This window comes from Bacillus sp. DE0042, assembly GCF_007680225.1.
Classification (GTDB): Bacteria; Bacillota; Bacilli; order Bacillales; family Bacillaceae_G; genus Bacillus_A; species Bacillus_A wiedmannii.
Window position 1 is genome coordinate 85206 of record NZ_VEJP01000011.1, and the last position, 19067, is coordinate 104272.

At 36.5% G+C, this 19067-nt stretch carries 18 protein-coding genes and 1 riboswitch; of the genes, 14 read left to right on the plus strand and 4 right to left on the minus strand.

Going from position 1 to position 19067, the window contains the following annotated elements; all coding sequences use genetic code 11:
* Nucleotides 1-9 precede the first annotated feature (9 nt).
* The 3 genes from cstA (at nucleotide 10) to FS802_RS28135 (ending at nucleotide 3489) form a co-directional block, all read left to right on the plus strand.
* On the plus strand, nucleotides 10-2088 hold the full coding sequence (gene cstA, locus FS802_RS28125) for a carbon starvation protein CstA (protein ID WP_098653649.1): 2079 nt from the start codon (nucleotides 10-12) through the stop codon (nucleotides 2086-2088).
* A complete protein-coding gene (locus FS802_RS28130; RefSeq protein ID WP_048560464.1) occupies nucleotides 2081-2284 on the plus strand; it encodes a YbdD/YjiX family protein in 204 nt (67 codons plus the stop codon). The genes cstA and FS802_RS28130 overlap by 8 nt, the downstream gene beginning before the upstream one ends.
* A gap of 146 nt (nucleotides 2285-2430) precedes the next feature.
* Complete coding sequence (locus FS802_RS28135) at nucleotides 2431-3489, plus strand: GGDEF domain-containing protein (protein ID WP_000942924.1); 1059 nt, start codon at nucleotides 2431-2433, stop codon at nucleotides 3487-3489.
* Between the two features lie 81 nt (nucleotides 3490-3570).
* Here FS802_RS28135 and pdxK read toward each other — a convergent pair whose 3' ends face one another.
* Nucleotides 3571-4395 carry a pyridoxine/pyridoxal/pyridoxamine kinase gene (pdxK, locus tag FS802_RS28140; protein ID WP_098653650.1) on the minus strand — a complete coding sequence of 275 codons (825 nt, stop codon included), beginning with the start codon at nucleotides 4393-4395 and terminating at the stop codon, nucleotides 3571-3573.
* 134 nt (nucleotides 4396-4529) lie between these two features.
* Between pdxK and FS802_RS28145 the strand changes: the two genes are divergently transcribed.
* From FS802_RS28145 to FS802_RS28160, 3 genes are all read left to right on the plus strand, one after another.
* On the plus strand, nucleotides 4530-6101 hold the full coding sequence (locus FS802_RS28145) for a GAF domain-containing sensor histidine kinase (RefSeq protein ID WP_000485086.1): 1572 nt from the start codon (nucleotides 4530-4532) through the stop codon (nucleotides 6099-6101).
* A 20-nt stretch (nucleotides 6102-6121) separates the two neighbouring features.
* Complete coding sequence (locus FS802_RS28150) at nucleotides 6122-6769, plus strand: response regulator (protein WP_000695794.1); 648 nt, start codon at nucleotides 6122-6124, stop codon at nucleotides 6767-6769.
* A gap of 190 nt (nucleotides 6770-6959) precedes the next feature.
* The gene (locus tag FS802_RS28160; protein WP_000246726.1) at nucleotides 6960-7586 is read left to right on the plus strand and encodes an FMN-dependent NADH-azoreductase; all 627 of its coding nucleotides are present in this window, start codon (nucleotides 6960-6962) and stop codon (nucleotides 7584-7586) included.
* A 62-nt stretch (nucleotides 7587-7648) separates the two neighbouring features.
* On the opposite strand, the gene FS802_RS28165 is transcribed toward FS802_RS28160, so the two are convergent.
* Complete coding sequence (locus FS802_RS28165) at nucleotides 7649-8320, minus strand: transcriptional regulator YeiL (RefSeq protein ID WP_098653651.1); 672 nt, start codon at nucleotides 8318-8320, stop codon at nucleotides 7649-7651.
* 106 nt (nucleotides 8321-8426) lie between these two features.
* On the opposite strand from FS802_RS28165, the gene FS802_RS28170 reads away from it, so the two are divergent.
* On the plus strand, nucleotides 8427-9122 hold the full coding sequence (locus FS802_RS28170) for a YjjG family noncanonical pyrimidine nucleotidase (protein WP_098653652.1): 696 nt from the start codon (nucleotides 8427-8429) through the stop codon (nucleotides 9120-9122).
* Between the two features lie 40 nt (nucleotides 9123-9162).
* Here the strand turns inward: FS802_RS28170 and FS802_RS28175 are convergent, their stop codons facing one another.
* Nucleotides 9163-10395, minus strand: coding sequence for a chloride channel protein (locus FS802_RS28175; protein WP_098631925.1), 1233 nt, complete (start codon nucleotides 10393-10395; stop codon nucleotides 9163-9165).
* Nucleotides 10396-10714: 319 nt separating this feature from the next.
* A riboswitch (SAM riboswitch) is annotated at nucleotides 10715-10819 on the plus strand.
* 93 nt (nucleotides 10820-10912) lie between these two features.
* Between FS802_RS28175 and FS802_RS28180 the strand changes: the two genes are divergently transcribed.
* From FS802_RS28180 to FS802_RS28190, 3 genes are all read left to right on the plus strand, one after another.
* Nucleotides 10913-12211 (plus strand): bifunctional O-acetylhomoserine aminocarboxypropyltransferase/cysteine synthase, encoded by a 1299-nt coding sequence (locus FS802_RS28180; protein WP_000504750.1) that lies wholly within the window; start codon nucleotides 10913-10915, stop codon nucleotides 12209-12211.
* Entirely contained in the window at nucleotides 12195-13100 is a 906-nt protein-coding gene (metA, locus tag FS802_RS28185; protein ID WP_098631924.1) for a homoserine O-acetyltransferase MetA, read from the plus strand. The genes FS802_RS28180 and metA overlap by 17 nt, the downstream gene beginning before the upstream one ends.
* Before the next feature lie 142 nt (nucleotides 13101-13242).
* Nucleotides 13243-14538, plus strand: a complete 1296-nt coding sequence (locus FS802_RS28190) for a homoserine dehydrogenase (RefSeq protein WP_098720530.1) — start codon at nucleotides 13243-13245, stop codon at nucleotides 14536-14538.
* Between the two features lie 30 nt (nucleotides 14539-14568).
* Here the strand turns inward: FS802_RS28190 and FS802_RS28195 are convergent, their stop codons facing one another.
* Nucleotides 14569-15195, minus strand: a complete 627-nt coding sequence (locus FS802_RS28195) for a YczE/YyaS/YitT family protein (protein WP_088065058.1) — start codon at nucleotides 15193-15195, stop codon at nucleotides 14569-14571.
* A gap of 97 nt (nucleotides 15196-15292) precedes the next feature.
* Here FS802_RS28195 and FS802_RS28200 point away from each other — a divergent pair, with 97 nt between their 5' ends.
* From FS802_RS28200 to FS802_RS28215, 4 genes are read left to right on the plus strand one after another with little or no spacing between them, the layout of a single operon-like run.
* Nucleotides 15293-16270 (plus strand): LacI family DNA-binding transcriptional regulator, encoded by a 978-nt coding sequence (locus FS802_RS28200; protein ID WP_098273096.1) that lies wholly within the window; start codon nucleotides 15293-15295, stop codon nucleotides 16268-16270.
* A gap of 10 nt (nucleotides 16271-16280) precedes the next feature.
* On the plus strand, nucleotides 16281-17162 hold the full coding sequence (locus FS802_RS28205; RefSeq protein WP_141546033.1) for an SGNH/GDSL hydrolase family protein: 882 nt from the start codon (nucleotides 16281-16283) through the stop codon (nucleotides 17160-17162).
* Entirely contained in the window at nucleotides 17159-18076 is a 918-nt protein-coding gene (locus FS802_RS28210; RefSeq protein WP_000207746.1) for an ABC transporter ATP-binding protein, read from the plus strand. Before FS802_RS28205 ends, FS802_RS28210 begins: the two co-directional genes overlap by 4 nt.
* Nucleotides 18069-19061, plus strand: coding sequence for an ABC transporter permease subunit (locus FS802_RS28215; protein WP_001206503.1), 993 nt, complete (start codon nucleotides 18069-18071; stop codon nucleotides 19059-19061). Before FS802_RS28210 ends, FS802_RS28215 begins: the two co-directional genes overlap by 8 nt.
* Nucleotides 19062-19067: the final 6 nt, after the last annotated feature.

Below are 19067 nucleotides of genomic sequence, written 5' to 3' on the forward strand. Positions count from 1 at the left end.
GGATTGTATGTGAAAACATTGAAGTCGATTTTACTATGGGGAGTTATTGCAGCAGTAGGCGCAGGTGCTTTTGGTGTAATAGCTTTATCACAAGGTGAAACTATTAATGCCGTGTGGCTCTTAGTAGCTGCGGTATGTGTGTATGCAGTTGCTTACCGCTTTTATAGTAGATTTATAGCGAGAAAGGTATTTGGTTTAGATAATAATCGGCAAACGCCAGCCCATACATTAAACGATGGAAAAGATTATGTTCCGACAAATAAGTGGGTATTATTTGGGCACCATTTTGCAGCAATTGCTGGGGCAGGCCCTTTAGTAGGACCGATTTTGGCAGCGCAAATGGGATATTTACCAGGGACAATATGGATTATTGTTGGGGTAGTTGTCGCTGGAGCTGTACAAGATTTTGTAATTTTATTTGCTTCGATGAGACGGAATGGTAAATCTTTAGGAGAAATGATTAAAGATGAGATCGGTCCTGTTACAGGGCTTATTGCAATGATAGGCATTTTAGGCATTATGATTATTTTATTAGCGGTATTAGCATTAGTGGTAGTAAAGGCGCTTGTCGGAAGTCCTTGGGGAATGTTTACAATAGCAGCAACGATTCCTATTGCTATTTTAATGGGAGTGTACATGCGCTACATTAGGCCTGGCCGGGTTGGTGAAGGGTCAGCAATCGGAATTATTCTACTTATACTGTCTCTTATTGGAGGACAGTATGTAGCAGAGCATCCAACGCTTGCAAGCATGTTCACGTTTAGCGGTGAAACGATTGCTATTATGCTTATTGTATATGGATTTATCGCATCGGCCTTACCAGTTTGGATGCTTTTAGCACCACGTGATTATTTAAGCACATTTTTAAAAGTCGGAACAATTGTTGGATTAGCAATCGGTATTTTAATTGTAGCACCAGATTTACAAATGCCAGCAGTTTCGAAATTTATCGATGGAACAGGTCCTGTTTTCTCTGGAAACTTATTTCCATTCTTATTTATTACAATTGCTTGTGGTGCGGTGTCTGGATTCCATGCTCTCGTTTCATCAGGTACGACACCAAAGATGATTGAACAAGAGGGACACGCACAGCCAATCGGTTATGGGGCAATGTTAATGGAATCATTTGTAGCCGCGATGGCGATGATTGCAGCTTGTGTATTAACACCAGGGACTTATTTTGCGATTAATAGTCCCGCAGCGCTTATCGGTACGGATGTCTCGCAGGCAGCTCAAGTTATTTCCTCATGGGGATTTGCTATTACACCAAATGAACTAAAAGATCTCGCTGTAAACGTTGGAGAGCAAACGATTTTATCACGCACAGGTGGTGCACCAACGTTAGCAATAGGTATGGCGTATATTTTCTCACAAGTAATAGGTGGAACAGCCATGATGGCCTTTTGGTATCATTTTGCAATCCTCTTTGAAGCTCTATTCATTTTAACAACAATTGATGCTGGAACGCGTGTAGGCCGATTTATGATTCAAGATATTTTAGGACATGTATATAAGCCATTTGGGAAAACGGATTCTACATTAGCGAATGTAATAGCTACAACGTTATGCGTATTAGGATGGGGTTATTTCTTATACCAAGGGGTAGTTGATCCGCTTGGTGGAATTAATACATTATGGCCACTTTTCGGTATTGCAAATCAAATGTTAGCAGGTATTGCATTATTACTTGGAACGACAATTTTGTTCAAAATGGGGAAAAAGGCATATGTTTGGGTGACACTTATTCCAACTGTTGGATTGCTTATTGTAACGATGACGGCGGGTTATCAAAAGCTATTTCATGAAAACCCTAAAATAGGATTTCTATCTCATGCAAAGGTGTTTCAGGGAGCATTAGATGAGGGAAAAGTGTTAGCACCAGCTAAAAATGTCGCTCAAATGAAACAAATTATTTTCAATGATTATATTGATGCAGCGCTTTGCGGGATTTTTATGATAGTTGTAATCGCTGTATTAATTTCTGCAATTCGAATTTGGATTCAAGTATTAAGAAATAGGCCGATGCTGCTAAAAGAGGCGCCATATATTTCTAGAGATGAAAGTGAGTCGAGGAACTATTATGCTTAAACGACTACGGAAAGTATGGGGACAAAGAAAACACTTTATTAGTTTACTGGTTGGGGTACCAAGTTATGAAACATATGTAGAGCATATGAAAAAGCATCATCCAGAAGAAGAGGTTGTATGTCAAAAACAATTTTTTGCAGAAGCGCAAGAAGCTAGGTTTAATGCAAAGGGTGGAAAGATATCACGGTGTTGTTAATAAAAAGGGCGACTTTTCGTCCTTTTTTATTTTTTGCTGTTTCACGTGGAACAGCAAAAAATAAATAAAAAGCTTTGGGAATTATAGGTATCTCGTATACAATAAAATAAGGAAAGGGATAGATAGAAAAGTTGGGAGATTATTTTATGTTAAGGGACTTATTTGTAAACACAACCATTATTCTTTCCTTTATTTTTGTTGGAGGTCAGCTTTTAAGAGAGAGGCCGTTAAAAGAAGGGTTCTCTTTTTGGCAGAAATGTGTAGTAGGTATTCTTACTGGAATATTAGGTATATTACTAATGTATTTCGGTGTTCATGTTGGTACCATCCTATTGGATTTGCGCTACTTAGCTGTTATTTTAGCTGTTATAATTGGAGGCCCGATAGCGAGTACTATAGCTGTTAGTATGATTTTAGTAACTAGGTTATTATTTATGGATTATTCATTAGCTTCTCAAGTAGCTTTTTATACAATTATTGCGATAGGAGTAGGTAGTATCTTTATTTCGCGTCTAAATCTTTCTCTAGGAGAAAAGTGGGCATGGTTACATACATATATTTTATCTATTCTAATCCCCTCACTATATATATGGTTAATTAAAGATATTAACATAGTAGGATTATATTTAATTTCTAGTATTATTACAGGCTACATAACATTCATAAGTGCAAATTACGTTTTACAATCCAATGAGTTATTCCAAACGATGAAGCAATACGCAACGGTAGACGCATTGACAGGTTTAGGAAACGTAAGACAGTTTGATTTAGAGATGAATCGTCATATTGGTAATAAGCGCATGAAAAATGATTCACTTTGTTTACTACTTATAGATATTGATCATTTTAAGTGTGTAAATGATACGTATGGGCATCCTGCGGGAGATGAAGTATTAAAACAAATGGGGCATATTTTACGAGAAGTTTCAACGTTTCCAGATTTGGCTTTTCGAAAGGGTGGGGAAGAGTTCGCGCTTTTGATACCGCAGAAAGGATTAGCTTATGGAATGCGTATGGGGGAACAAGTTCGCACGGCTGTTGAAAACCATTCATTTCAATTGCTAAATGGAACAAAAATAAAAATTACAGTTTCAGTAGGAATTTCAGTGTATGAAGAATCACCAGAGCGATTTATTCAAGCTGCTGATGATGCATTATATTACTCCAAAAGAAATGGTAGAAATCAGGTTAGTTCTGCATCTTAAAGATAAGATGACCAGAAGAGCTTATAAAAAACACCCATAGAGAGGTAATATATAAACTCTGTGGGTGTTTTCATTTATATATTAGACAAGTTCTTTTGATGTAACGAATTTACGATATGCACCGTGATGTGTTGGGCCTACGTATTCGTTGATCTTGAATGAATAACGGATAGCAGCTGTGATAAATTCTTTAGCAGTTTTTACTGCTTCTTTCACAGTTTTTCCTTTTGCAAGTTCTGCTGTAATTGCAGCAGAATATGTGCAACCTGCGCCGTGTGTATTTGTCGTATCAATTTTTTCTGATTCTAGAAGATCGAATGTTTTTCCATCATATAGGACGTCGATTGCAGTTTCCGTACCAAGCTTGCTACCGCCTTTAATTAGGACGTATTTCGCACCTAAAGCGTGGATTTTTTTTGCTGCTTCTTTCATGTCTTCAAGAGAATTAATCTTTACGCCACTTAATTGGTAAGCTTCAAATAAGTTTGGTGTTACAACTAATGCTTTTGGAACAAGAACGTCACGTAAGCAGTCGTTCGTTTCAGGATGTAATGCTTCATCAGCACCTTTACATACCATAACAGGGTCAACTACTACATTTTTGAAATTATGTTTTTCGATTGTTTCAGCAACCATTTCAATAATTTCTACTGATCCAAGCATACCTGTTTTTAAAGCATCTACTCCAACACCGTCAATTGTCGTTTCTAATTGTGGTTTTAATGTAGAAGCTGGGATTGGGAATACGTTATGTGCCCAACCGTTATGTGGATCCATCGTTACGATTGTCGTAAGAGATGTCATTCCGTATACACCAAGTTCTTGGAATGTTTTTAAATCTGCTTGTATACCAGCACCGCCACTTGTGTCAGAACCAGCAATAGTAAGTGCTTTATTTAATGTCATTATGAAATCCCCCTCAAGTGATATAATGAAAACTATGTTTTCACCATTATATCAATGTTACGAATAAGTACAAAGTGAAAAGTAGATGATTTACTTTAGGGGCGATTTAAAATCTTGTATGTAGGAGACGAATTATGTTTCAAGAGAATCGTACAAATGAATTAGTTATATTAAAAGAGATTGCAGAGACGTTGAACACCTCAAATGATACATATCATGTGCTGCAAGCTGTGTTGGAAAAACTGTTGAATGTAACAGGTTTAACGACAGGATGGATATTTCTGGCGGATGAAAATGGTAGATATACAAAATTAATTGATTATCAATTACCAGAGGGATTAAGATTTGAAAATAAACGACCGATGTGTGAGGGGAATTGTTGGTGTTTACACCGATTTGTGGAAGGGAAACTAGAGAAAGCCGTTAATATTATTGAATGTAAGAGAATTAATAATGCGATTGAATATAACTGGGGAGATACAGAAGGGATTGTGCATCATGCGACAGTGCCGCTAAAAGCGGGGGGAGATGAGTTTGGCGTATTAAATGTGGCTAGTCCAGGTAAAACGCATTTTTCTGAAGAAGAGTTAGTGCTATTACAATCAGTTGCTTTTCAAATTGGAACAGCATTAAAACGTACAAAATTGTATGAAAATGAAAAGAGAAGGGCTCATTATTATGTAAAGTTAGACCGCTTTATTCAAGCTTTAAGGACGATTCATAAATTTAATGCATTGCCTGAGGAGATTGTAAAGCAAATAGGGAAGTTATTTTTATGGGAGCAAGTTGTATTCTTTATTAGAGAAGAAAATGAACTTGCTGTAAGGGCCTCATATAAGATAGATGAGCTACAAGAGGATTTGAAGTCAGCGGCACAGGAAGCTCTGAAAAAAGAAGAGCCTGTTTTGTTAAAGAGTCAGGTTGGGAATATCGTACATCCTAATCGTGCAGTTATTGCCATTCCCATACATATTCAAGATCATATATTTGGCGTACTAAGTGTAAGTTCGAATAATGGAGAATTTGATATAAATACGATAGATGTAGTGCAGGCGTTAGCCAATCATATATCGTTAATGATAGAGAACTTAAGGTTAAATGAAAAACGCCGAGAACTTGTACGAATGGAAGAACGTAATCGTTTAGCTAGAGATTTGCATGATTCTGTTTCACAAAAGTTGTTTTCATTAACTTTTATGACGAAAGGTGCCGAAGCCGTCTTAAAGGGGAAAAACGAAAAGGTAGATCAGTCTTTGCATGAGATACGTGAGTTATCGCAAGGTGCTTTAAAAGAAATGAGGACGTTAATTTGGCAACTACGTCCAGCGGGATTAGAGAAAGGACTATTACCAGCTTTAAAACAATATGGTGAAAGTTTGGGATTGAAAATTCGGGAACAAGTTACAGGTGTTCGTGATTTGCCGCGCGTAGTAGAGGAAGCGCTATGGCGAATTGGACAAGAAGCTTTAAATAACGTAAGTAAACATGCGAATGTCAGGGAAGCGGCGATTTATTTCAAAGTGACGGAGAAGAATGTATCATTAGAAATAGTCGATCAAGGAAACGGCTTTGTAGAAAAGGATGTAAAAGAGAAGAAATCACTCGGTATGACTACGATGCGAGAAAGAGTAGAATTAGTCGGTGGAACAATTAAAATTGTAAGTGATAAGAAAAGAACAAGTGTAAAAGTAAACGTACCATTATGATGTGAAAATGAGGGAAGTTTGTGAAAATAAAAGTATTGTTAGTTGATGATCATACAGTCGTTTTAAAAGGATTAGCATTTTTCTTAAGTACACAGGAAGATTTAGCGTTAGTTGGAGAAGCAAATAATGGGAAAGAAGCGTTAGTGAAAGTAGGGGAGACGAATCCTGATGTTGTATTAATGGATTTATATATGCCCGAAATGGATGGTGTCGAGGCGACGGCGTGCATCAAAAAAGAATATCCAAATGTGAAAGTAATTGTATTAACTAGCTTCTCTGATCAGGCGCATGTTTTACCAGCGTTAAGGGCGGGGGCAAGTGGGTATATTTTAAAAGATGTAGAACCGGATCAGCTTGTTGAAGCTATTCGAAGCGCATATAAAGGTAATATTCAATTACATCCGGATATAGCAAATACTCTTCTCTCTCAAACACTACCTGTGGAAGAAAAGGAAGAAGAACCTTCTATTCAAGTGGATGTGCTAACGGCGAGAGAAAATGAAGTGCTGCAGCTATTAGCGAAAGGGATGAGTAATAAAGAGATCGCTTCTGTTTTAGTTATTACAGAAAAAACGGTAAAAGCTCATGTAAGTAGTATTTTGAGTAAGTTGAATTTATCTGATCGCACGCAAGCAGCATTATATGCAGTGAAAAATGGAATTGTATAAGACAAAAGTCGTAAGACCTAGTTCGCCTTTAGAAGGTGGACTTTTTTTATGGAAAAATACGTCTATGTGAGGACGAAATTGTCTTGATATAAAGATAAAATATGTTTGTAAGCAACAAAACAACAATTACAAGGGATACCTTTTTTGAAAGCATATAACAACAGAAGAGTGAGTACTAGGAGGAAAAACAATGGCAACAGTTTTATTTGTAAAAGCAAACAACCGCCCAGCGGAACAAGCAGTTAGTGTGAAATTATACGAGGCATTTTTAGCAAACTATAAAGAAGCACATCCAAATGATACAGTAGTAGAACTTGATTTATATAAAGAAGAATTGCCATATGTAGGCGTAGATATGATTAATGGTACATTCAAAGCAGGTAAAGGATTTGATTTAACTGAAGAGGAAGCAAAAGCAGTAGCAGTTGCTGATAAGTATTTAAATCAATTTTTAGAAGCTGATAAAGTCGTTTTCGGTTTCCCATTATGGAACTTAACGATTCCAGCAGTGCTACACACATATATTGATTATTTAAACCGAGCTGGCAAAACGTTTAAATATACGCCAGAAGGTCCAGTTGGTCTAATTGGAGATAAGAAGATTGCATTATTAAACGCGCGCGGCGGAGTATATTCTGAAGGTCCAGCAGCTGAAGTAGAAATGGCTGTTAAATATGTAGCAAGCATGATGGGCTTCTTCGGTGCAACAAACATGGAAACAGTAGTTATTGAAGGACATAACCAATTCCCAGATAAAGCAGAAGAGATCATTACAGCTGGTCTTGAAGAAGCAGCTAAAGTAGCAAGCAAATTTTAATTAAAAATAGAATCGTCACTCAAAAAAAGTAGCATTAACAGATAAACGTTAATGCTACTTTTTTATATTTTAAGTTCCTCAGCCAGTTTTTCTAATTGGATTCGATCTTGTATGTAATAGGTTCTTCCGTCTTTTGTTAAGTAATTTTGCTGGAAAAACTGGTTTAATACGTATAAAAGATGGCGGTAGCTGACATTTAAGTATTCTGAAACCTCGGTATGTTTTTCTGTATAACTGTTATTTTGTTCTGTTAATAGAATAAACGCCGCTAATCGATTTTCGAACGGATAGCTATTGTTTTTGGCGTAACTTTCTGTTCGGCTAATTGTTTTTTCGCCGATAAATTTGCATAGTTTCTGTAGAAGTATAGCATCTTGCAATAAAAGATGCTGACAATCTTTAAGAGGAAGCGCTAAGCACATACAATCTTCAATCACTTCCACTGTTTTCGTAACGGATTCTACGCCAATTAATCCTAATTCTCCAATGAACGAAGGTGCTTGAATAAAGTTAATTAAGGAGACCTTCCCGTTTTTGTGACTCATATATATTTTCGCTTTCCCGGAAATTAAGTAATAAAGATAAGGAACATCAACGCCTTCATTACATAACCTTTCTTTCTTTTGAAAGGAATGTAGTTCAGCGTAAGGTAAGACATCAAAAGAAAAAAGAGTATGGAAGTTGTAAGTTTGCATGTAATGAGAGATTTCGTTGCTATTTTTGCTGACTTTCATATTTTCACCTCATGTTTAGTATGAGATATCTCCTATTATTTTTACAAGAAGGAATGATACGATTTACGTAAATTTATTTTTGTAGAAAAGAGTGTGTGAAGGGCTTATGAAAAAATATAAAACATTGCTATTTGATGTAGATGATACATTGTTAGATTTTCAAAAGGCGGAGAAAGTGGCGTTACGTATGCTTTTTGAAGAGAAAGGGATTCCTCTAACTAGTGAGGTTGAAGTGCAGTATAAAAAAATTAATAAAAGTCTTTGGGATGCTTTTGAAGAAGGTGAAATCAACCGTGATGAAGTCGTAAATACACGGTTTTCGATTTTGTTTAAAGAATACGGGGAAGAGGTAGATGGGATAGTATTCGAAAATAATTATCGTAGCTACTTAGAAGAAGGAGACCAACTTATGCAAGGTGCGTTTGAATTTATAAATCAAATTCAAAGTGAGTACAATTTATATATAGTGACAAACGGTGTTTCTAAGACGCAAGATAAACGTTTACGTAATGCAGGATTACATGCCTTGTTTAAAGATATTTTCGTTTCTGAAGATACAGGATTCCAAAAGCCGATGAAAGAGTATTTTGATTATGTGTTTGAACGAATTCCTAATTTTTCTCCTAGAGAAGGGCTCATTATTGGGGATTCGTTAAGTGCTGATATGAAAGGTGGATATGTAGCGGGAATTGATACTTGTTGGTTTAATCCAGAAAAGAAATCAAATAATAGCGAGATTGTGCCAACATATGAAGTACAAAATTTTGAAGAGTTATACGCGTTATTGAAGCAACGTGTGTAATAAAAATAGGCAGTGGAACTTTTGTCCCTACTGCCTATTTTTATTCGTTTGTAACTTCGTTGTTTTTAGGAGGTGGAAATGCATTACCAATCGCTGCCGCTCCAAGCATTGGTAATAGTAAATTGAGCGGGAAAAACATGAGTAATAGTAATGTTATAGCAATTGGTTTTCTTAATGCATAGCTTGAAATTGCTGTCGTGACGATGGCTACCGAAGCGATTGGATCTATCGGGATAATGGAAGCTATAGCATATCCGATACTAGATCCAGCAAATATAATTGGGAAAATATGTCCACCGCGCCAACCTGTATTTAAACAAACGGCAGTAATACATAATTTTAAAACACCTGAAAGAAGTAGTACCCAGAAGGGTAAGTGACTCCATTCAACGACTAAATCTTTTAATTGGTGTTCTCCTGAGAATAACGTGTACGGGAGAAAGGTTCCTGTAATTCCTAATAAAATACCACCGATAATTCCAAGTGATAGTTTGTATTCCCTGAAGGGATGGATTAATTTCTCTAATGTGAATTCAAATTTGAAATAAAAGAAACCAACTATAGCACCAATACTAGCAAGTGGTAGAAAGGCAATCCATTCATTAAGAGAAAGGGAACCTTCCCCAAAATTAACGATAAAGGATCCGCGATTATCAAATTTACTAAGTAATAAATAAACGGAAAAGCCAGCGAAAGTGGTAGCTAAATATACAATTGCTTTTTTTCCTTTAGAAAATTCGTTAATTTGCTCACCCTCATTTTCATTTGGAGCTAAATAACCGAATAATGGCGCGTTAAAAATTACACTTAAAGTAGCGCCAATTCCAACCTCTGTTAGTTCATTCATTCCTTTTAAGGCAAATGTAAAGCGATCCCCTACCCATGTACAAAGTCCACCGATAATTCCAACAAGTGCTGCTTCGGGACCTAAGCTAGCTCCAAATATTAAAACGATAATCGCAGTTAAAGTAGCTTTATGTACAAAACGGTATTCAATTCTACCTGTTTTTTTATATTCACCCATCACTTCCGGCATAAGACGTGGATATGTGCCGAAGTATTTTTGGGTTAAACCAACGAGAATACCACCGATAGTTGTTACACAAATAGTGTAATACGGGGGAGAAGAGAAAATAGTAGGTAAGTACCCCCAAATAAAGTGAATGCCGATATTTATTGTAACTAAAAATAGCCAGACTGTAGCTCCTACTATAGAGCCCAAAAGAATGCCGTATAGGACGATTATATAGTGCATGTCCTTTGTGTTTGTCATGTGATACCTCCGTTATGTAAGTTTTAATGTCGAAAGGATTAAATATGCTACTGTGAAAGGAAAGGAATATGTATAGTATCTTTTTGAGAGGTTGGCTTATTCAATATATTGAGGTCTCGTGAGAATTTGAAATGTATACAGTTAAACTACTTACTTAATTTTATATAGTAATCGTGGGTTTTAAAAGGTCTTTTTCGAATGAATATGGAATATATTTCTTTTGTTATGCATGTCAAATTCTTTGTATTTAATTTAGAACATTCAGAAAAACTGATTGACATTAGGAAATTATTGCTATAAAATCAACGGTAATTGCATAGTCTTATCAAGAAAAGGTGGAGGGACAGGCCCGATGAAACCTTGGCAACAGCCGTATAACGGAATTGTGCCAAATCCTGCAGGTAATAATCCTGAAAGATAAGAAAGAGCCTTTAGAGCGTGTTTTCAAACTGCTCCTTTCTTGTTTTCAGGAAAGGAGCAGTTTTTTTATTTTGTATAAAAGAAAGGAGAATGAGAGATGGGAGAATCATGGGGAAAAGGAACAATTTGTGTGCAAGGTGGCTATACACCAAAGAATGGTGAACCGCGTGTTTTACCACTTTATCAAAGTACAACGTATAAATACGATACTTCAGATGATTTAGCAGCGCTATTTAATTTAGAGGCAGAAGGATATATATATACGCGTATTGGAAATCCTACTTTAGCTGCATTTGAGCAAAAGTTAGCGGATTTAGAGGGTGGTGTAGGAGCTGTTGCAACGGCTTCTGGGCAGGCTGCTATTATGCTTGCTGTTTTAAATATTTGTAGTAGCGGAGACCACTTGCTTTGTTCTTCCACAGTTTATGGCGGAACGTTTAATTTATTTGGAGTGAGTTTGCGTAAGCTTGGTATTGACGTTACGTTCTTTAATCCGAATTTAAGTGCTGATGAAATTGTGGCCCTTGCTAATGATAAGACGAAACTTGTTTATGCAGAATCGTTAGGAAATCCAGCGATGAACGTTTTAAATTTCAAAGAATTTTCAGATGCAGCGAAAGAGTTGGAAGTACCTTTTATTGTGGATAATACATTAGCAACTCCTTATTTATGCCAAGCATTTGAGCACGGAGCAAATATTATCGTTCATTCTACGACGAAATATATTGATGGTCATGCAAGCTCTTTAGGCGGCATTGTCATTGACGGAGGGAACTTCGATTGGACAAATGGGAAATATCCTGAACTTGTTGAACCGGATCCAAGTTATCACGGCGTAAGTTACGTTCAAAATTTTGGTGCAGCAGCTTATATTGTGAAGGCGCGTGTTCAATTATTAAGAGACTACGGAAACTGTATGAGCCCATTCAATGCGTATATTAGCAATATCGGCTTAGAAACGCTGCATTTAAGAATGGAGCGTCATAGTGAAAATGCTCTCGCAGTTGCTAAGTGGCTTGCTAACCATGAACGTATTGAATGGGTGAATTATCCTGGATTAGATAGCAATGAAAATTACTCGTTAGCACAAACGTATTTGAAAAAAGGTGCTAGTGGTGTTTTAACATTCGGCATTAAGGGCGGATTAGAAGCAGCGAAAGAATTTATCGCAAATGTAAAACTAGCAACTCTCGTAACGCATGTAGCGGATGCACGAACTTGCGTTATACATCCTGCTAGCACAACGCATAGACAATTAAGTGCTGAAGATCAGCGTTTAGCTGGCGTTACATCAGATTTAATTCGTTTATCGGTTGGTATAGAAGATGTTTCTGATATTATTGCAGATTTAGAAGCAGCGCTAGTCGGAGGCAAAGAACATGCCGATCATAATTGATAAAGATTTACCAGCTCGCAAAGTGTTGCAGAAGGAAAATATTTTTGTAATGACGAAGGAGCGAGCAGAAACACAAGATATCCGGGCATTGAAAATTGCTATCTTAAATTTAATGCCTACAAAGCAAGAAACAGAAGCGCAATTACTTCGTTTAATTGGCAACACACCGTTGCAATTAGATGTTCACTTACTTCATATGGAATCACATTTGTCTCGCAATGTAGCGCAGGACCATTTAACGAGTTTCTATAAAACATTTCGTGATATTGAGAATGAGAAATTTGATGGACTTATTATTACAGGAGCACCAGTTGAAACTCTTTCTTTTGAAGAGGTAGATTATTGGGAAGAGCTTAAACGTATTATGGAGTATTCAAAAAAGAATGTAACATCTACGCTTCATATTTGCTGGGGGGCACAGGCTGGCTTGTATCATCATTATGGTGTTCCAAAGTATCCTCTTAAGGAAAAAATGTTCGGTGTATTTGAACATGAAGTCCGTGAGCAACATGTGAAATTGTTACAAGGGTTTGATGAATTGTTTTTTGCTCCGCATTCTCGTCATACAGAAGTACGAGAGAGTGATATTAGAGAGGTGACAGACTTAACATTATTAGCAAATTCTGAGGAAGCGGGTGTTCACCTTGTCATTGGGCAAGAAGGAAGGCAAGTGTTTGCGCTCGGGCATAGTGAATATAGTTGTGATACGTTAAAGCAAGAATACGAACGGGACCGCCAAAAAGGGTTAAATATTGATGTACCGAAAAATTATTTTAAGCATAATAATCCAAATGAGAAACCACTTGTAAGGTGGAGAAGCCATGGGAATCTATTATTCTCTAATTGGCTGAATTATTACGTGTATCAAGAAACCCCTTATGTATTATAAAAAAAGATTGTGTAACACGTGGCAACGTTTTCTTTGTAAAGATTAACTTATATTTTTCTGAATGTTCAAAAAAACATTGTTTTTCAGATTTTTTACTCATATAATTTCATCTAAACACAATTTTTGAGGGGTGGACAGGATTATGAAAGAAATTCAAATTGGTTTATTAGGTCTTGGGACAGTTGGTAGCGGTGTAGTTCGTATCATTACAGATCATCAAGAGCGACTTATCCACCAAGTAGGTTGTCCTGTAAAAGTAACGAAAGTATTAGTACAAAATATTGAAAAAGAGAGAGAAGTAGAGGTACCTTCTACTCTATTAACACAAGATGCAAATGAAATTTTAGATAATCCAAATATTGACGTTATCATCGAAGTGATGGGTGGCATTGATGATGCAAAAGCATATATTTTGCAAACCTTACAAAGTGGGAAGCATGTTGTGACTGCCAATAAAGATTTAATGGCGTTACACGGGGCGGAACTGTTAGCGGTAGCAAAAGATAATAAAGCAGATTTATTTTATGAAGCAAGTGTAGCTGGAGGGATTCCGATTTTACGAAGTATCGTAGAAGGACTTTCTTCAGATCTTATTACGAAAGTAATGGGAATTGTAAATGGAACGACAAATTTTATTTTGACGAAAATGTCAGATGAAGGGAGAGCATATAACGACGTGTTAAAAGAAGCCCAACAACTTGGATTTGCAGAAGCAGATCCAACATCAGATGTGGAAGGTTTAGATGCAGCGAGAAAAATGACGATTTTGGCTACCCTTGGTTTTTCTACAAATGTAGAGCTTGGAGATGTGAAGGTAAAAGGGATTACTTCTATTACAGAAGAAGATATTGAATACAGTAAGAGTTTAGGATACACGATTAAATTAATCGGTCTTGCGAAGCGAGATGGTGAAAAATTAGAGGTGACAGTTGAACCGACACTCCTTCCAAATACACATCCTCTTGCGGCCGTGCAAAACGAATATAACGCTGTATATGTGTATGGTGAAGCGGTCGGAGAAACGATGTTTTATGGGCCAGGTGCAGGAAGTTTACCGACAGCAACAGCTGTTGTTTCAGATTTAGTAGCTGTAATGCAAAATATTCGATTAGGTGTAAACGGAAATAGTGCGGTATCCCCGCAGTATAAAAAAGTATTAAAAGAGCCAGACGAAATTGTTGTGAAGAAATTTTTAAGACTTCATGTAAAAGATGAAATTGGTGTATTTGCAAAAATTACTTCATTGTTCTCTGAGCGTGGCGTTAGCTTTGAAAAGATTATTCAAATGCCGCTTGAAGAGAAAGGGAAGGCTGAAATTGTAATTGTGACGCATCGTGCGTCTCTCGCTGATTATGATTATATTCTACATACGTTGCAAGGGTATGAAGAAATAGATTGTTTGAAAGCAAACTATCGAATTGAAGGAGATGCTAAGTAGTATCTCTTATCATAAAACAGAAAGAGCCTGTTAAGCAGCTTGCTTAATAGGCTCTTTTCTATTTAAAATCTTCGTACCAATTTGAATAAATGCTTGGATAATCCAGCCTGTTGTAAAGGATAAGATTATTGTTCCAAAATAGATAGGTCCATCTAATAGGAAGCTTAATGTTAAAAATAAAAACGCTAACGAAATTTCTGTTCTTCTAAATGTCCATTTCTTTTTCTCAGCAACGGTTAAAACGAAAGCTTCTTGAGGTGCTGCGCAAAGGTTTGTAGAGACGTAAAGACCAATCCCAGCTCCAACGAATAGATTTCCGCAAATAAGTGTTATATATTTTGGAAGAGAACGGATAGCGTCCATAATAGTTGGAATGGAACCAATCCAATCAACAAAAAGAGAAATAAGAACCATCGTTACAATTGTACCGATCGTAATTTGTTTTTTATTCCAAAAGAGTACGATAAGGGTAAAAGCAAAGTTAATCATGAAAATCCAAAAACCGATACTTATCCCGAAATTTTGATATAGTGCAATAAAGAAGGAATCATAAGGGCTAAGTCCAAAGGAAGTAATTGTCGTCATCATATTAATACCGATGGCGAGAGTGAGTAGACCGCCAATGAAAAATATATATTCTAATTTGAATCGAAGCATAGTTGTATATCCTTTCAAAATGTATTTGCTAGGAAAGGATATATTGTGGAAAGCTTACCAGGTCAAGGGAGAATTTTTGCGAGAAGGGGAAAATGAGATGACGAATATAAGGAAGATTGCTGAACTTGCTGGAGTATCTGTTTCAACTGTTTCACGTGTATTGAATAATCATCCATATGTGAATGAACAGAAACGAAAAGAAATTTTAACAATTATAGAAGAATTAAATTATACGCAAAATGTGAATGCAATTCATTTAGTGAAAGGAAAAACGAATGTCATTGGTGTTTTATTACCGCACGTAAATGATCAATATTATAGCGCTATTATCGAGGGAATATCAAAGGAAACAGCAAAGAATAACTATAATATGATGCTTTGTCAGACGAATTATAGTGAGGAAAGAGAATTAGAAATTTTGAATATGTTAAAAATGAAAAAGCTTGATGGGGTTATTATATGTTCCCGAGCAAATAGTAAGGAAAAGCTTGAAGAATATACGAAATTTGGTCCAATTGTTATGTGTGAAGAAATAGACTCGAATTTCATTTCGAGTGTGCATATTGATTACTATAAAGTCTTTTCGCGCGGCATGAAGAGCTTAATAGATGCCGGCCATACAAGTATTGGGTATTGCATTGGAAGAAGTAATAGCATTAATAGTCAGAGAAGAAAACAAGCGTATGAGGATTCGCTTCAACAGATTGCTGTAACACCGATAGAGGCCTGGAAGTTTAAGGGCTGTTTTACAGTGGAAGATGGACGTAATGTAATCAGGGAATGGGTCTGTATGTCAGTGAAACCAACTGCGTTTCTTGTATCTTGCAACCATATTGCAGCGGGAATGGTAACGGAAGCAAAAAAACAAGGAATTCGTATTCCAGAAGATATTACGATTATCGGTTGTGATGATCAAGATGTCGCAGATATTTTAGGCATTACGACGATTTCGTATTGTAGTAAAAATGTTGGCGTGAAGGCATTTGAATTATTATATGAAAAGATTAATGATGAGAAAATAGATGTAAAGCACGTAGAGTTATTGCCAGAACTAGTACATAGGGAAACAACATAATAGATAAGGTGTGAAAATCGCTTTTCAAAATTGCGTTTGGTATAATTATGGACAATCTATGAGGGCTAAAAGGGGTTTTGATATGAGATCAAAAGTAGTAAAAGTAATTCTACTCGTTACAATTGCATCTTTCTGTTTATTTGCATATGGCTTTGTTTCAGGTGTAAATGATGTGTTAAATCCGAAAGCTTCAAATTTAATTAAAAAGACCGATGTAGTGGCAAAAGAGAAAAAGAAAACGGGAACGTTACAAATCGTTAGTTTAGGTGATTCATTAACACGTGGTGTTGGTGATAAAGAAGGAATTGGCTATATTGGAAGGGTGAAAGAAGATTTACAAAAAGATTATAAGCAAAAGGTTGCTTTAACGAACTTAGCTGTTAGTGGTGCGAAAATGCCTGACTTATTAAAACAAATGGAGAGTAGTGGCGCTCAATATTCAATTAAGCAAGCAGATGTAATCGTTTTAACGATTGGAGGGAATGATTTATTTCCAGGTTGGGAATCGCTTGGAAAGGTAGATTTAGAAACATACCGTCCTGATACAGAAACATTCCAGAATGAAGCAAAGAAAATTATAGACGAAATTCGTAAGTTAAATACAGATAGTCCTATTTTTTGGCTAGGTTTATATAATCCTTTTGAAGATGTAGAAGATTTAGAAGGGTCTTCAAACATTGTTGTAGACTGGAATGCATCTTTAGAAAAATTAGCGCTAAATGATAAAAATGTATATATTACACCGACATTTGATTTATTCCAAAACCGCGGGAAAGATTTATTATACTCCGATCATTTCCATCCGAATGAAGTAGGGTATACATATATGGCAGACCGATTAGTTCAAAATGTTGTGAGTAAATTAAAACTAGAACAAGGAGGGGTAAAATGACGACGATACTTTCCGTACGAGACGTGAAGAAGGTAATTGGAAAGAAGACAATTGTAGAGAATATTTCCTTCGATGTAAAACAAGGGGAAGTGTTTGGCTTCCTAGGGCCGAATGGTGCCGGAAAAACAACTACAATTCGAATGTTAGTTGGATTGATTAAAGAAACAGAAGGTACGATTTCTATCGGTGGTTATTCTATTAAGGAAAATTTCAGAGAAGCGATGCGTCAAATAGGGAGTATCGTTGAAAACCCAGAACTGTATACATATTTAACGGGATGGGAAAATTTAAAGCAATTTGCCCGTATGCTAGGTGGTATATCAGATGAACGTATTATTGAAATTGCTCAAATGGTTCATTTAGATGAAAGAATTCACGATAAGGTAAAAACGTACTCACTTGGTATGAAACAGCGCCTTGGCATTGCGCAAGCGCTTCTTGGAAATCCAAAATTGCTCATATTAGATGAGCCAACAAATGGTTTAGACCCAGCTGGAATTAGAGAACTTAGGGAATTTATACATAAGCTTGTGGAAGAAGAAAATATGAGTGTGTTTATTTCAAGTCACTTGCTAAGTGAAGTACAAATGATATGCGATCGGGTTGCGATTATTCATAAAGGAAAAATGATAACAGTTGCCAAGATTGAGGAGTTAATTAAAACAGCAAGTGATCGTGTAGAATGGATTGTTACACCGATTTCTAAAGCGAAAGATATGCTAGAAGATGCTAAGGAAGTAAGAGAAGTGAGTATAGAAGATAATCGATTACTATGCCGCATGGATATCGCATCTATAAGTAGTTGGAATAAACATTTTGTAGAAAATGGGATAGATGTGCATAGCGTTAAGGAGCTTGTATTTACGCTAGAAGATTTATTTATTGAACTCACAAGGGGTGAGCAGCATGCGTGAATTTGCGAATCTAGTTTTAAATGAATCGGAGAAAATTTATCGTAAGAAACGTATTTTTGTTGTCATGCTTATTTTAGCAATCTTGATCCCACTTTTTGTGTATGCGCAGTATCGTGAAGTAGAAACGACACAAAAAAGGCTAGGTACAACGGATTGGAAAGTTTCGCTGCAACAACAAATTGTTGATTCTCAAAACCGCTTGAACAATTCTAGACTACCAGAAGAATGGCGTGATTGGCTAAAGGTAAGAGTGGAGCAGCAACAATATTATTTAGATCATGATATTAACCCGATGGCACCGGGCGCACCCACTTTTGTAAGGGCGTTTATTGAGCAAGGAATTACATTGTTTATTCCGCTTCTTGTAATGATTGTAGCTATTGATATTGTTTCAGGAGAACGAAGTGATGGAACGATGAAGATGTTACTTACGCGGCCGATTCGGCGCTGGAAAATACTCCTTAGTAAGTACGTGACGATGTTATTTTTCATTTCACTCATACTGCTCCTTGTCGGTTTGTTTGCTTACGTATTATCAGGGCTTGTATTTGGATACTCAGGATGGAATTTACCCGTTTTAACTGGGTTTGTTATTGATAAGGAAACGTTAAATACGAATTTTGTACATCTTATTCCGCAGTGGCAATATATTTTGATGGCGTATGGATTAGCTTGGTTTGTTGCTATCGTTGTCGGAACTATTTCATTTATGGTTTCCGTTTTAATTCGAAATACACCAGCTGGTATGGGCGTTATGTTAGCCGCACTAATTGCAGGTGGTATTTTAAGCTCATTCGCAACATCTTGGGAAGGTGCGAAATATATTTTTAGTGTGAATTTATCATTAACAGATTATCTATCAGGAAAATTACCTGCATTACAAGGGTTATCGATGGGGTTTTCTTTAATGAATTTAACTGTATGGGCCGTTGTGTCCCTTATTATTTCGTTTGTAGTATTTACAAAGCAGGATATGGTGAATTAATTGGAC